Origin of the sequence: Kribbella shirazensis, assembly GCF_011761605.1 — a bacterium.
In the GTDB taxonomy this organism is placed as follows: Bacteria; Actinomycetota; Actinomycetes; order Propionibacteriales; family Kribbellaceae; genus Kribbella; species Kribbella shirazensis.
In genome coordinates this window covers 273,053-286,615 of record NZ_JAASRO010000001.1, presented here as the reverse complement: position 1 = coordinate 286,615, position 13,563 = coordinate 273,053, and the positions used below count along the sequence as shown (strand labels likewise).

Here is a 13,563-nt window from a genome sequence, read left to right as displayed (position 1 = left end):
GCTGAGCTGCCCTGAGGCATAAGATTTCCGATGTGAGCGCCTCACTCGACCTGCTCCGTACGTTCCTTGCCGTGCACCGCGCCGGATCGGTCACCGGCGCCGCGGAGACGCTCGGGCTGTCGCAGCCGACCGTGACCGCTCAGCTCAAGGCGCTGGAGTCCGCTCTCGGGCGGTCGCTGTTCGAGCGGCAGGCCCGCGGCGTCCGCCCGACCGGCGCCGGTGACGAGCTGGCTCGCCGGGTCGCCGACCCGATCGACGCGCTGCAAGGGCTGCTCCGCGATGAGCTCGACGCACCGGTCGCCGCGACGCTCCATCTCGGTGGACCAGCGGACTTCCTCTGCCACCAGGTCCTGCCCGCGCTCGCCGAGCGGTTCGCGACCGGGCTGCAGGTGCGGACGACGTTCGGTCTGCCGGACGACCTGCTGGATCGGCTGCTCAACCGCAGCCTCGACCTGGTGGTCAGCTCGGTCCGCCCGCGGCGAGCGGGACTGCGGGTCACGCCGTTCTACGACGAAGTCTTCGCGCTGGTCGCGGCGCCGCACTGGTCCGCGGAGCCCCTGCGGAAGACCCCGTTGATCGCGTACGGCGAGGAGGCTCCGATCCTGCGGCGCTACTGGCGCACCGTGTTCGGGTCGCGGCTCACCCGGACGGTGGATCTCGTCGTACCCGATCTGCGGGGCGTGCTGGCCGCGGTCCGCGCGGGCGCCGGCGCGAGCGTGCTGCCGACGTACCTGTGTGAAGAGGCGTTGGCGACCGGTGAGCTGGTGTTGCTGTCCGAGCCGGAGCTGCCGCCGTTGAACACGCTCTACCTGACCACCCGCTCGGACGCGGGACCGCGGAGCGCCGCGATCGCCGTCCGCGACGAGCTGGTCCGCCACTTCGCGCGCTAAGCGGCCTTCTTCTTCGACGCGCTCTTCTTCGTGGTCGACTTCTTGGCAGTGCTCTTCTTTGCCGTCGTCGTCTTCTTGGTGGCGGCCTTCTTCGCCGGGCGCTTCTTGGTACTGCGGGCCTTGCGCGCCTCCTCGACGCTGGCCCGGAGCGCGGCGACCACGTCGGTCGGGTTGGTGGCCTGCGGCTCCTCCTCGGCGTACACGACCTCCTTGCCCTGGTGTTTGGCCTTCACCAGGTCCTTGACCCGCTCGGTGTAGGTGTCCTGGTACGCCGACGGTTTCCACTCGCCGCTCATCGCCTCGATCAGGTCGACGGCCATCGACAGCTGCTTGCCGGCGCCCGCCTTGCGCGGGAGTTCGCCGAGCTCCTCGTCGGGGTCGCGGATCTCGTCGGCGAAGAACATCGTCTCCAGCACGAGGACCTTCTCGTCGGCCCGGATCGTTGCCAGGTACTCCTTGCCGCGCATCACGAACTTCGCGATCCCGGCCCGGTTCGTCTTGGCCAGAGCGTCCCGGAGCAGGGCGTACGACGAGGCGTTCTCGGGATCCGACGGGCCGAGGTAGTAGCTCTTCTGGAAGTGCATCGGGTCGATCTCGTCCAGGTCGACGAACGTGTCGATCTCCAGCGACCGGGACTTGCCCGGCGCGATGTCGTCGAGCTCGTCGGGCTCGACGATGACGTACTCGCCGCCGCCGACGTCGTGCCCCTTCACGATCTTCTCGTACGGGACCTCGCGACCGGTGCGCTCGTTCACCCGCTTGTACCGGATCCGGTCGGACGTCCCCTTCTGGAACTGATGGAAGTCGATCTCGTGTTCCTGTGTCGCGCTGTAGAGGCCGACCGGCACCGAGACCAGGCCGAAGTTGATGTATCCGCTCCAGATCGCCCGTGCCATCCGCCGACTCCTTCCGGTACCGCCCGAGGTCGCACCGGCCGGTACCCAGATCAGAGCCGGTTGTACCGCTTCCGCGCCTCGCGGCTCTCCTTCTGCGCCTCCCGCGCCTCCCGCCGGGCCTCGTCCAGCTCGGCGCCCACGCGATGGACCAGGGCCTGCGCCTCGGCCAGCGCCTCGCGGGCGTTGTCGAGCTGGGTGTCGAGGTCCTCGACCCGGGCCTCGGCCTCCTGGGCGGCCGCGACCGCGTCCTCGAAGGCCTGCCGTGCCTCGGCCTTCGCCGCCTCGCGCTCGCGCTCCTCGGCCTCCTCCTGCTCGGCCTCCCGCTGCTTCTGCTCGGCCGCGGAGCCCTTCGCCTGTTCCTCGGCCTGCTGCGCCTTGCGGCGGTCCCGCGCCGCCTTACGGCGCTCGTCGGTGAGCGGTGTGACGTTGGACGGCTCGCCGTTCTCGTCGACCACGCCGAATCCGACGTGCCGCAGCGCGCTGCTCAACCGCCCCTCGCGTACGGCGTCGCCCGCGGCCGGATCCACCAACGCAGCGTCCAGCGTCTCGCGCAGCTTCTGGCCGACGTCCGCGCTGATCTTCTGGCCCTCGTCGGCCGCCAGCCGCGCGGCCTCCTTGGCCAGCTTGTCCAGCAACTGGTGCCGCTTCGGCGTGAGCTCGCGCAGCCGCTCGCCGTCCAGGTCGGCGGTGGCCTCGCGGAACTCGTCACCGAGCGCGAGCAGGTCATCCAGCTCGTCCGGAAGCCTGCGGGCGAGCAGGTTCGCGATCCAGGCCGCGACCGTCGGCTTGCGCAGCGCCTTCAGCCGGGTCGCGGCGAGCGGGTCGCCGTCGGCCTTCAGTCGCTTGGCGAGCTCGTTGCGAGTAGCAATGAAGTCGGCCGCCGGCGCCGCATACACCGCATCCGCCGCCTCCTCGAAGTCCACGAGGCGACGGTACCCGAATCAGGTACCCGAATCAGGTTCTGGTGAGACCGGGGCGCTCGGCCAGTTCGCTGCGCAGGGTCTCGAGGATGCCGCGCAGCAGGCGGGAGACCTGCATCTGGCTCACCCCGAGCTCCTGGCCGATCTCCTCCTGGGTGAAGCCGTTGCAGAACCGCAGCTGGAGGATGCGCTTGTCCCGGTCGCCGAGGTTCGCGACCGCGGGCGACAGGGTATGCACGTTCTCGACCAGGTCGTAGCCGTCCTCGGCGTCGGCGACCGTCTCGAGCAGGCTCGTCCCGCCCTCCGCGGCGCCGGGGGCGTCCAGGGAGAGTGTGCTGAAGCAACCGCGGACCGACGTGGCCTCCGCGACCTCGGCCGGATCGGTGCCGAGCGCCTCCGCGGTCTCCTCGTCGGTCGGCACGTGGCCGAGCCGCTGGATCAGCTCCGGCTCGGCGGCCGCGATGCTGCCCTGCATCTCCTGCACGCGCCGCGGCGGCCGGATCGTCCAGGCGCAGTCGCGGAAGTACCGTTTCAGCTCGCCGCGGATGGTCGGTACGGCGTACGACAGGAACGCTGTCGACGCGTCCAGGCGGTACCCGTTCGCGGCCTTCACCAGGCCGAGGTACGCGACCTGTTCGAGATCGTCGGAGTCCACGCCCTTGCTGCGGTAGCGGGACGCGATCGATCTCGCCACCGGAGCGTTCAGCAGCACGACCTCGTCGAGGCAGGCCTGATGGCGGGGATCTGGGACGCTGTGCGCCTCGAGCAGTAGCTCGTGCGTGGCGTCGGCGATGCTCTGCTGGGAGCGTTCGGGAGCTGCGATCGTCACGGGAGATACCTCGTCGTGTCGTCGTGCAGGTCTGGGTGGCAGGGGGCTGAACCACTTACGTCCACCAGATCAAACTCGGCCGGAGCTTTCAAGTACCCGGCTGTTACGGCTGTTTGAAACGCCTGTCGCCTGACAGTAACTGTCAGGTTTCAGTGGTTGGCTCGCACTCATGAACGATTGCTGCCCCCACGAATGCTGCGCCGTCGTCGACCTGCGCCAGTACACCCTGCACCCCGGCAGCCGGGACACTTTGATCGATCTCTTCGACACCCACTTCGTCGAAGGGCAGGAGCAGACCGGGATGCACGTCGCCGGTCAGTTCCGCGATCTGGACGATCCGGACCGGTTCGTCTGGATCCGTGGGTTCCGGGACCTGCCGGCGCGGGCGGCGGCGCTGAACGAGTTCTACTACGGCCCGGTCTGGCGCGAGCACGCCGCGGCGGCGAACGCGACGATGATCGACTCGGACAACGCCCTGCTGCTGCGGCCGGTGCGGCTCGGTCCCGGCTACCCCGCCCCCGACGCGCCACGGCCGGACGCCGTCGGGCCCTCGCTGATCGCCGGCGCCGTGTATCACCGCGGCGCGCCGGAGGACCAGTTCGTCGAGTTCTTCACCGATCACGTCGTTCCCGTGCTGTCCGCGACCGGCGCCGAGCCGGTCGCGGTGTTCGAGAGTCTGGTTGCCGAGAACAACTTTCCGCAGCTGCCGTTGCGGGACGAGGTGGTGCTCGCCTGGTTCGCGCGGTTCGCCGACGAGGCGGCGTACGACGTACACCGGAGGCAGCTCGACGCGTCGCGGGTGTGGCGGGAACGCGTGCTGCCGGAGCTGGTCTGCCGATCGGTGAAGCCCGCGCACGAGTTGCGGCTCCGGCCGACCGCGCGGTCGCAGTTCCGGTAAATGCGTTGCGGGCTCTTGGGTGGGCGGGCATCCTGGGGTGACCGAGCGGCGACGAACGCTGCCTGGACCGAAGGAGGGCTGACGGATGGCCATCACTGTGCTGCGGTATGTCCGCATCAGTCTCACTTCAAGGTTCAGGAGCACTCCAGTTGTCCTCTTCCGAGTACGAACTCACCACTGACTACTCAGACCTCGAAACCGACGCCTTCGTCTTCCAGTTCCATTCGGTCGACGAGACGCTCGGCCCGGATCAGCGCTGGTCCACCTGGCTGGACGTCGAGCGCGGTTCTCGCGGCCCGGAACCACGCCCCTCGTGGGTTGTGACGGAGCAGGCCGCGATCGACACCGAGCTCGGCGTCCTCAAAACCGGTAAGGAAGCCGACGTCTTCCTGGTCGAACGGGCCGTCGAAGCCATCGGCGACAACCCGGCGAAGTCCTCCCTGCTGGCCGCGAAGCGGTACCGCACCGAGGAGCACCGCACTTTCCACCGCAGTACGGCGTACGTCGAAGGGCGCCGTACCCGCAACAGCCGCGACAGCCGGGCGATGCACAAGAAGACCGCGCACGGGCGCAGTGTCGCGGCCGGGCAGTGGGCGTACGCCGAATGGGACGCCCTGAACCGGCTGTGGAAGGCCGGCGTCCCGGTGCCGTACCCCGTGCAGGTGGACGGTACCGAGCTGCTGATGGAGTTCATCGACGACGGTGAGGGCGGTGCCGCGCCACGGCTCGCCCAGGTCCGGCCGTCGAGGGAGCTGCTCGGCGTGTACTTCGAGCAGCTCCGCGACGGGATGCGTGAGCTGGCCCGGGCCGGGCTGGCACACGGCGACCTCTCGCCGTACAACGTCCTCGCCCAGGCCGATCGGATCGTGATGATCGACCTGCCGCAGGTGATCGACATCGTCGGCAACCCGAAGGGCATGGACTTCCTGCTGCGCGACTGCCACAACATGGCCACGTGGTTCACGAACCGCGGGCTGGAGATCGACGAGCAGGAACTGTTCGCCGACCTCCTCACGATGGTGTTCTGATTGCCTGCTGCAACAGCGGGACGAGCGGCACCAGCCGGTCGGGGTAGGCGTCGACGAGGCCGTCGACATGGTTGCCTGCCTCGACCCGCTGGTACGTGTGCAAAGCTGACCGACCCGCCTGGTTGACCATGGTGCTGTACACATCCGAGTCCTGGACGATCGGAAGCAGGCTGTCGTACGTACCGTGGATCGTCGTCAGTGGTTTTCGGATGTTGCCGGTGAGTGCGATCCGGCTGATCGCCTTGTGAGCCTCCGGGCGTTGCGTGTAGTCGTAGTCTGCTTCGGTGCCGGTGTATGTCGGGTCGAGTTCGGCGGCGTAGATGCGCTGGGTCAGCTTCCAGTAGACGGTGTAGTGGTAGTCCCAGAGGAAGTCCGACCGCGGATCGAAGCCTGCGGCCACGATCGCTGCGGTGTCGTGGTTCTCGTAGCCTTTGATTGCCTGGGGCAAGTACGTGAACAGGTTCGGCCCATCGGCGGTCCACAGTGTCCCCTCGAGGTCGACGCCGCGGGTGAACAGCTCGGGATGGTTCTCGAGCTGCCAGCGGACCAGGTAGCCGCCGTTCGAGATCCCGGCCGCGATCACCTCGCGCGCCGGGTGGCCGTAGTACTGCGCCACGGTCGCGCGGGCCGCCCGCGCCAGTTGGGTCGTTCGCACGTTCCACTCGACGATCGCGTCGCCCGGGCGCAGGCCGTCGGTGTGGAACGTCGCGCCCGTGTTGCCCTTGTCCGTGGCGGCGTACGCGTAGCCGAGCGAGAGCACGTAGTCCGAGATCGCCTTGTCGTTCGCGTACTGCGCCCGCACACCGGGTGACCCGGCCACGACGAGCCCGCCGTTCCAGGTCCGCGGCAGGCGGATCACGAACTGCGCGTCGTGGTTCCACCCGTGGTTGGTGTTGGTGTGCGAGTTGTCGGGGAAGTACCCGTCGATCTGCACGCCGGGTACGCCGGACCGCTGCGGCAACCTCGAGTGGGTCAGCCCCGCGTAGTCGGCCGGGTTGGTATGACCGGACGCGACGGTCCCGGCCGTGGTCAGGTCGTCGAGCTGTGCGACTTCCTGATATTCGGCGCCCGGTACGCGGACCGGGCGGTGTGCATTGGCCGGCACGGTGGTCAACCCCGCGAGCAGCAGGGCGATGCAGAGAACGAGGAGGCGGCGCATGGCGTCACGCTAGGAGTCGCCACCCGGGCCGGACACCTGCTCGCGGCACATATCGCGCCGCGTGCCGATGTGGTCCTAGGACACCGCTTTCGCGGCCGCGCGTCCCGCCGTACGGCCGGTGAACAAGCAACCGCCGACGAAGGTGCCTTCGAGTGATCGGTAGCCGTGGACGCCGCCACCGCCGAAGCCCGCGACCTCGCCGGCCGCGTAGACGCCGGGCAGTGGTGTGCCGTCGGACCGCAGTACCCGCGACTCCAGATCGGTCTGCAGGCCGCCGAGGGACTTGCGGGTCAGGATGTTCAGCCGGACCGCGATCAGCGGGCCGGCCTTCGGGTCGAGGATCCGGTGCGGCGAGGCGACCCGGATCAGCTTGTCGCCGCGGTAGTTGCGGGCACCGCGCAGCGCGGTGATCTGCAGGTCCTTGGTGAAGGCGTTGGCCAGCTCCCGGTCCCGCGCGACGATCTGCCGCTCCAGGTCGTCGAGGTCGATCAGGTTGTCGCCGGTCAGGTCGTTCATCCCGCGGACCAGGTCCGGAAGGTTGCCTCGGACGATGAAATCGGTGCCCTTTTCCATGAACGCCCGCACCGGGACCGTCGCGCCGCCGCGGGCCCGGCCGAGGACACCCCGGATGTCCTTGTTCGTCAGGTCCGGGTTCTGCTCCTGACCGGAGAGCGCGAACTCCTTCTCGATGATCTTCTGCGTCAGCACGAACCACGTGTAGTCGTACCCGGTCCGCATGATGTGCTCGAGTGTCCCCAACGTGTCGAACCCGGGGAACAACGGCACCGGCAGCCGCTTGCCGGTCGCGTCGAACCACAGCGACGACGGACCCGGCAGGATCCGGATGCCGTGCATCGGCCAGACCGGGTCCCAGTTCTGGATGCCTTCGGTGTAGTGCCACATCCGGTCCCGGTTCACGTACCGGCCGCCGGCGCGTTCGGTGATCGCGAGCATCCGGCCGTCCACATGCGCCGGTACGCCGCTGATCATCTGCCGCGGCGGCTCACCCATCCGCTGCGGCCACTGCGCGCGGATCAGGTCGTGGTTGCCGCCGATCCCGCCGGACGTGACGATCACCGCCTGCGCCTTGAGGTCGAAGTCCCCGGCCTCGGCGCGCGAGCTCGACACACCCCGCGGTACGTCGCTGGGCTCGAGCACCTTGCCCGCGACACCGTCGACCGCACCGCCGGTCATGGTCAGCTCGTCGACCCGGTGCCGGAACCGGAACTCGACCAGTCCTTTCGCCACCGCTTCGCGCACCCGGCGCTCGAACGGCGCGACCAGCCCCGGCCCGGTGCCCCAGGTGATGTGGAACCGCGGAACCGAGTTGCCGTGGCCGTCGGCGTTGTAGCCGCCGCGCTCCGCCCACCCGACCACGGGGAAGAACCGCACGCCCTGCGCGTACAGCCAGGCACGCTTCTCGCCGGCCGCCCAGTCGACGTACGCCTCGGCCCATTGCCGGGCCCACTGGTCCTCGTCGTCCAGCCGGTCGAAGCCGGCCGACCCGAGCCAGTCCTGCAGCGCGAGCTCGTGCGAGTCCCGGATCCCCATCCGTCGTTGCTCGGGGGAGTTGACGAAGAACAGCCCGCCGAACGACCAGAATGCCTGGCCGCCGAGCGACGCCTCGGGTTCCTGGTCCAGCAGCAGCACCTTCCGGCCCGCGTCGGCCAGCTCGGCGGTCGCCGCCAGCCCGGCCAGTCCCGCCCCGACGACGATCACATCAGCGTCCATGGCCACTTGTATAGCGCACTTGGAAGACAGTGCACTTGAAAAGATGGCGGCTGTGACAATCCTTTTCGCGCACACTCTCGTCCTGCCCGCCGCCTCGCTCGGCGAGGAGGATCCGCTCCCGCCGCTGCGCATGCAGCGCGAGCCCCACCAAGTCGCGAACCTCGCCGAACTTCCCGCCGACCTCCGCGAGAACATCGAGTACGGGCGGCTGCACAGCCCGCTGCCCTGCCTCAACCAGGACGGCTACGACCGCACGCTGGTCGAGACGTCGTTCCCGGCGCTGGTGCTCGAGAACGACCACCTCCGCGCGACCGTCCTGCCGAGCCTCGGCGGGCGGCTGTACTCGCTCGTGCACAAGGCCACCGAGGAAGAACTGCTCTACCGCAATCCCGTCTTCCAGCCCGCCAATCTCGCCCTGCGCAACGCCTGGTTCGCGGGCGGCGTCGAGTGGAACGTCGGCAGCACCGGCCACTGGACCGGCACCTGCGCACCGATGCACGCCGCGCGCGTCGAAGGCCCCGACGGTACGCCGGTCCTGCGGCTGTGGGAGCTCGAACGGACCCGCAACCTCGTCACCCAACTCGACTTCTGGCTGCCGGAGGACTCCGAGTTCCTGTACGTCGGCGTACGGCTGCAGAACCCGTCCGACGTCGAGGTCCCGGCGTACTGGTGGTCGAACATCGCCGTTCCGCAGTCGCCCGACCGGCGGGTGCTCGTCCCCGCGGACCAGGCCTGGCGGTTCGGGTACACCAGCCGGCTCGACCTGATCGAAGTCGAGACGGAGCTGACGTATCCGATGCGGCATCCACGGGCCGTCGACTACTTCTTCGAACCGCTGGCCGGGGAGCGGTCGTGGATCGCGTCCGTCGACGGGAACGGTGCGGGGTTGGTGCAGGCCTCGACCGAGCGGTTGCGGGGCCGGAAGCTGTTCGTCTGGGGTCAGGGCGACGGTGGACGGCGCTGGCAGGAGTGGTTGTCGCCGGGGCTCGAGGGGGACGGGTACGCCGAGATTCAGGCCGGGCTCGCTCGCACGCAGATGGAGCACCTGAAGCTGCCTGCCGCTACCTCTTGGACCTGGTTGGAGGCGTACGGGCGCCTTTCCCTGGACGCCGGTGCGGCGCATTCCGAGGACTGGCAGGCAGCTCGGGGCGCAGGCGCTACTGCTCTGCGGCCTGTGCTCGACGGGTTGCCTGGGCGCGAGAAGGCCTGGCTCGAGATTGTCGACTCGGCTCCCGCGGAGCGGCTCGCTGTCGGATCCGGGTGGGGAGCGTTGGAGCTGAAGCGGACCGGATGGAATGTGTCGGTCGGTACGCCGTTCAGCGAGGACACGTTGACGTCGCGGGAGCGGGCGTGGCTGCCGCTGCTCGACGGACAGTTGCCGGCTGAGGTCGACGTACCGGACGGAACTCTGGTGGCGTGGCGGGAGCTGCTGGAGGCGGCGGAGGACAACTGGCTGGTCTGGTACCACCGCGGTGTGTCGCGGCACCACCATGGTGACATCGACGGTGCGATCGAGGCGTGGCAGCTGTCCGGTGACAACGCCTGGGCTCTACGCAACCTCGGTGTAGTCACGGGAGAGTTGCTGTACTACGAGCGCGCTGTAGCGCTCCGGCCCGATCTGGTGCCCCTCGTCGCGGAGGCTGTCGCGGCGGCGCTGGACAGCGACGTACCGCTGGCGGAGCGGCTGCTCGCGCACGCGCCCGATGACCCGCGGATCCAGCTGCTGCGCGTCCGGCATGCCTTGGAGACCGGCGATCCGGCGGCGGCGCACGAACTGCTGGCTGCCGGGATCCAGCTGGCCACGGTCCGGGAGGGTGCGAATCCGCTCACCGACTACTGGCTGGCCGCCGAGGAGGCGCTTGGCACACAGCGGCCAGTTCCGCCGCAGTACCAGTTCGGAATGGGCGGAAACTGACAACTACAGGTCAACTCTACCTCTAGCAACACCGCTCCACCGGACTCTACTATGGTCCTGTAGAAAAGTTTTTGTACTTACCTGGAACCAAGTGGAGTCCGGTGGCGTCCCACCGGGTGAGCGGCAAAAGCCGCACAAGGCAGTTTCGACAAAACGACCGCGTCGCTCGCGGGCGACGCGTCGGGGGTGAGTGCCATGTTGACGATCGTTGTACTCGGTGGGTTCGGCCTGGTGCTGGTGGTCGCGGCCTTCATCGTGACCGAAGTCCTCGCCGGTCTGCGGCGGGACGAGATCCCTACCGGCACGGAAGAGAAGACCGCGGGACGGGTGATCCGGGTGCGTGGCCCGGTCCGCGGCCAACTGGAGAGCGGTGCCCCGGCGGTCTACACCGAGGTCATCGTCGAGTACTACACCCGCCGGGGTGAGGGCCCGTACGAGGTCGCTCGCAAGTTCCCGGTCGGGAGCCGTATTACTTACGCCAAGGGTGACCGGGTCATCGTCGCGTACGACGTCCGGACGCCCCGCCGGGCCCGCCTGGCCGGCCGGGTCAGCCACTGGCCGACCCTGGGCCCGTACTCCGCGGCCCCGGCAGCCTGACAGTTCACCCTGCTTGAGCCACCTCTCAGGCTCAAGCAGGAAGATGCGGGGCGAGCAGGTCGTAGAGCACCGGCCGGCCCCGGTCCAGGACGTACTCCGCCTCGTCCGCGGACAACCGGTCCGCCAGGTGGGCCAGCGCCTCGCCCATCGTGATGCTGAGCGTCACCGCCAGGCGGAAGTCCCGCGAGTCGCGCGCGCCGAACCGCGCCGCCAGCAGCTCCGCGAACTCGCCGGCGTGCTGGTCGTCGAACTCGCCCGGCTTCGCCTCCAGCTCCGGATCGCCGAGCCCGCTCAGCACGACCGCCTTGAAACCCGGATCCGTCCGGTGCATCTCCCGGAACGTGTCCAGCGTGACGTCGACCGCCTGCCGCCAGCTGGTCACGTCCGCCAGCCGTTCCCGCACCGCGTCGGTGTAGCGCGCCTGGTTCCGGCGCTCGATCGCCTGGATCAGGCTGCGCTTGTCCGGGAAGTACCGGTACACGCTGCCGACCGCGATCTCGGCCCGCTTCGCGATCCCGCTCGTCGACGCGGCGTCGTACCCGCGCTCGACCACCTCGGCACAGGCCGCGTCCAGGATCCGCTCGACCTGCCGGCTGGCCCGGTCCTGGGTCGGCGTACGGCGCAGCGGATAAGCCCCCGAAGTCACCATTCACTCATTGTCCACGTAACCAGGGGACACCGTTGCCACCTCTTTGTGACAGATTGCCGACAGTTGCCATGAGGAGGGGAATCTTCGTATGCGCATCAACAAAACAGTGGTTGCAGCCGCCGCGTCCGTTGCGGTCGCGGCATCCGGAGTCGCCGGTACGGCGCTCACCCGGCAGGACTCCGCGGAGAGCGGCTCGGGCCTGCGGTTCAACCAGGTGCAGATGATCGGGTCGCACAACTCGTACCACCGCGAGCTCAGCCCGGCCGAGCAGAAGGTCCAGCAGGCCCAGAACCCGGGCTCGGTCGACCTCTGGTACTCACACGCGCCGATCGCACAGCAGCTGGAGGACCAGAACGTCCGGACGCTCGAGCTCGACCTCGTGCCGGACCCTGACGGCGGTCTGTACACCTACCCGCTGATCCGGAAGCTGACCGGGCAGGGGCCGCTGACCGACCCGGCGATGGCCCAGCCCGGGATCAAGGTCATGCACATCCCGGACTTCGACTACAACGGCACCTGCAAGACCCTTGTGCTGTGCCTGCGGCAGGTGAAGGCCTGGTCCGACGAGAACCCCGGCCACACGCCGATCACGATCAGCCTCGAGCTCAAGCAGTCCGACCCGAAGGTGGTCGCGGCCGGCGGGGTGCAGTCGCCGCCGTGGAACGCGGCCAACCTGGAGAGTATCGACCGGGAGATCCGGTCGGTGTTCCCCGAGCAGGAGTTGCTGTCTCCGGACGACGTTCGCAAGCCCGGCCTGACGCTGGAGCAGTCGGTGCTGACCAAGGGCTGGCCGAAGCTGGACGACGTCCGCGGCCAGGTGCTGTTCTACTTCGACAACGGCGGCGCGGGCACGATCCGCGACCTCTACCGCACCGGTCACGAGAACCTTGAAGGTCGCGCGGTCTTCACCCGCGGTCCCGAGGGCCAGCCGGACGCGGCGATCACCCAGGTGAACGACCCGCGGGGCGCGAACCAGGCCGAGATCCAGCGGCTGGTGTCGAAGGGCTACCTGATCCGGACCCGGTCGGACGAGCCGATGGCGACGATCCGCGACAAGGACTACAGCCGGCTCGGGATCGCCCTGGACAGCGGGGCGCAGGTGGTGACGACCGACTGGCCGGTCGCCGGCATGGCCGCGCGGTACGACAGCGACTTCGTCGCCAAGCTGCCCGGGGACACCCCCGTACGATGCAACCCGGTGACGGCGCCGAAGTGGTGCCAGGGAAACGTCGCGGAGAGGTGAGCTGAGCATGTCGGAGCACGTGGTCGATGTCAGTTGGAGCCGTGGTGAGCACGAGTTCACCTACGACGCCTACAACCGCGACCACGAGTGGCGCTTCGACGGCGGCATCACGGTGCCGGGCTCGGCCAACCCGAAGTACCTGGGGAATCCGGGCCCGGTCGACCCGGAGGAGGCGTTCGTGGCGGCGCTGTCGTCGTGCCACATGCTGACCTTCCTGGCGATCGCGGCCCGCAAGCGCCTGGTGGTCGACGCGTACGACGACCACGCGGTCGGCGTGATGGCGAAGAACGACGCCGGCCGGCTGGCGATCACACAGGTGACGCTGCACCCGAAGATCGTCTGGAACGGCGCCGAGCCGGACGCGGAGACGCTCGAGCGGATCCACCACCTGGCCCACCAGGAGTGCTTCATCGCGAACTCGGTCACCACCGAGATCACGGTTGCTGCCGGCAACTAGAAGGACAACTGAAACCACCCGCCGGCCGGCCTGAGCCTCGCGCAAACGGCGTCAGGACGGTCGGCGGGTGGTGTGGTGCACCTCTGTGGCGGTGCACCGGTAACGGATCCGGGGGCGCCTCGCACTAGGGCGCCTCTGCGTTTGGTGTGCGACTTCCGTGCGGTCTGGCTCGGTGGGCAAGACCGTCCGGGTGCGCCGCCCGGGTCCGTTCGTCCGGCTGGCGCCTGCTACTGCTCGGCGGCGGCGTCGGTCCGGTCGTCGGTGGTCTGGGTTCCGGCCAGGAGGTCCTCGAGCTCACGCACCTGCTCGGTGGCCATCGTGGTCATCAGTCGGTGGATCGTCATGCCAGTG

The 13,563-nt window shown here is 69.0% G+C and carries 13 protein-coding genes; 7 read left to right on the top strand and 6 right to left on the bottom strand.

Going from position 1 to position 13,563, the window contains the following annotated elements:
- Positions 1 to 32 precede the first annotated feature (32 nt).
- Entirely contained in the window at positions 33 to 890 is an 858-nt protein-coding gene (locus BJY22_RS01355; RefSeq protein WP_167203355.1) for a LysR substrate-binding domain-containing protein, read from the top strand.
- On the opposite strand, the gene ku is transcribed toward BJY22_RS01355, so the two are convergent.
- The 3 genes from ku to BJY22_RS01340 are packed head-to-tail and all read right to left on the bottom strand — an operon-like array spanning position 887 to position 3,535.
- Positions 887 to 1,786 carry a non-homologous end joining protein Ku gene (ku, locus tag BJY22_RS01350; protein ID WP_167203354.1) on the bottom strand — a complete coding sequence of 300 codons (900 nt, stop codon included), beginning with the start codon at positions 1,784 to 1,786 and terminating at the stop codon, positions 887 to 889. The two genes, BJY22_RS01355 and ku, sit on opposite strands and share 4 nt — an antisense overlap.
- 50 nt (positions 1,787 to 1,836) lie before the next feature.
- Complete coding sequence (locus tag BJY22_RS01345; RefSeq protein ID WP_167203353.1) at positions 1,837 to 2,709, bottom strand: hypothetical protein; 873 nt, start codon at positions 2,707 to 2,709, stop codon at positions 1,837 to 1,839.
- 31 nt (positions 2,710 to 2,740) lie between these two features.
- Entirely contained in the window at positions 2,741 to 3,535 is a 795-nt protein-coding gene (locus BJY22_RS01340; protein ID WP_337757985.1) for a sigma-70 family RNA polymerase sigma factor, read from the bottom strand.
- A gap of 169 nt (positions 3,536 to 3,704) precedes the next feature.
- On the opposite strand from BJY22_RS01340, the gene BJY22_RS01335 reads away from it, so the two are divergent.
- Both BJY22_RS01335 and BJY22_RS01330 read left to right on the top strand, forming a co-directional pair.
- Positions 3,705 to 4,433, top strand: a complete 729-nt coding sequence (locus BJY22_RS01335) for an NIPSNAP family protein (protein ID WP_167203352.1) — start codon at positions 3,705 to 3,707, stop codon at positions 4,431 to 4,433.
- Positions 4,434 to 4,582: 149 nt separating this feature from the next.
- The gene (locus tag BJY22_RS01330; RefSeq protein ID WP_167203351.1) at positions 4,583 to 5,461 is read left to right on the top strand and encodes a serine protein kinase RIO; all 879 of its coding nucleotides are present in this window, start codon (positions 4,583 to 4,585) and stop codon (positions 5,459 to 5,461) included.
- Here BJY22_RS01330 and BJY22_RS01325 read toward each other — a convergent pair.
- Both BJY22_RS01325 and BJY22_RS01320 read right to left on the bottom strand, forming a co-directional pair.
- Positions 5,445 to 6,620 (bottom strand): prolyl oligopeptidase family serine peptidase, encoded by a 1,176-nt coding sequence (locus BJY22_RS01325; protein ID WP_202890948.1) that lies wholly within the window; start codon positions 6,618 to 6,620, stop codon positions 5,445 to 5,447. The two genes, BJY22_RS01330 and BJY22_RS01325, sit on opposite strands and share 17 nt — an antisense overlap.
- Before the next feature lie 75 nt (positions 6,621 to 6,695).
- On the bottom strand, positions 6,696 to 8,351 hold the full coding sequence (locus BJY22_RS01320) for an FAD-binding dehydrogenase (protein WP_202890947.1): 1,656 nt from the start codon (positions 8,349 to 8,351) through the stop codon (positions 6,696 to 6,698).
- Between the two features lie 43 nt (positions 8,352 to 8,394).
- On the opposite strand from BJY22_RS01320, the gene BJY22_RS01315 reads away from it, so the two are divergent.
- Positions 8,395 to 10,266 carry a DUF5107 domain-containing protein gene (locus tag BJY22_RS01315; RefSeq protein WP_202890946.1) on the top strand — a complete coding sequence of 624 codons (1,872 nt, stop codon included), beginning with the start codon at positions 8,395 to 8,397 and terminating at the stop codon, positions 10,264 to 10,266.
- Between the two features lie 195 nt (positions 10,267 to 10,461).
- Positions 10,462 to 10,863 carry a DUF3592 domain-containing protein gene (locus BJY22_RS01310; RefSeq protein WP_238350262.1) on the top strand — a complete coding sequence of 134 codons (402 nt, stop codon included), beginning with the start codon at positions 10,462 to 10,464 and terminating at the stop codon, positions 10,861 to 10,863.
- A gap of 31 nt (positions 10,864 to 10,894) precedes the next feature.
- Here the strand turns inward: BJY22_RS01310 and BJY22_RS01305 are convergent, their stop codons facing one another.
- Positions 10,895 to 11,512: a TetR/AcrR family transcriptional regulator gene (locus BJY22_RS01305; RefSeq protein ID WP_167203349.1), complete on the bottom strand. Its 618-nt coding sequence runs from the start codon at positions 11,510 to 11,512 to the stop codon at positions 10,895 to 10,897.
- A gap of 88 nt (positions 11,513 to 11,600) precedes the next feature.
- Between BJY22_RS01305 and BJY22_RS01300 the strand changes: the two genes are divergently transcribed.
- Both BJY22_RS01300 and BJY22_RS01295 read left to right on the top strand, forming a co-directional pair.
- Entirely contained in the window at positions 11,601 to 12,755 is a 1,155-nt protein-coding gene (locus tag BJY22_RS01300) for a phosphatidylinositol-specific phospholipase C1-like protein (protein WP_167203348.1), read from the top strand.
- Positions 12,756 to 12,762: 7 nt separating this feature from the next.
- The gene (locus tag BJY22_RS01295) at positions 12,763 to 13,212 is read left to right on the top strand and encodes an OsmC family protein (protein WP_167203347.1); all 450 of its coding nucleotides are present in this window, start codon (positions 12,763 to 12,765) and stop codon (positions 13,210 to 13,212) included.
- Positions 13,213 to 13,563 lie beyond the last annotated feature (351 nt).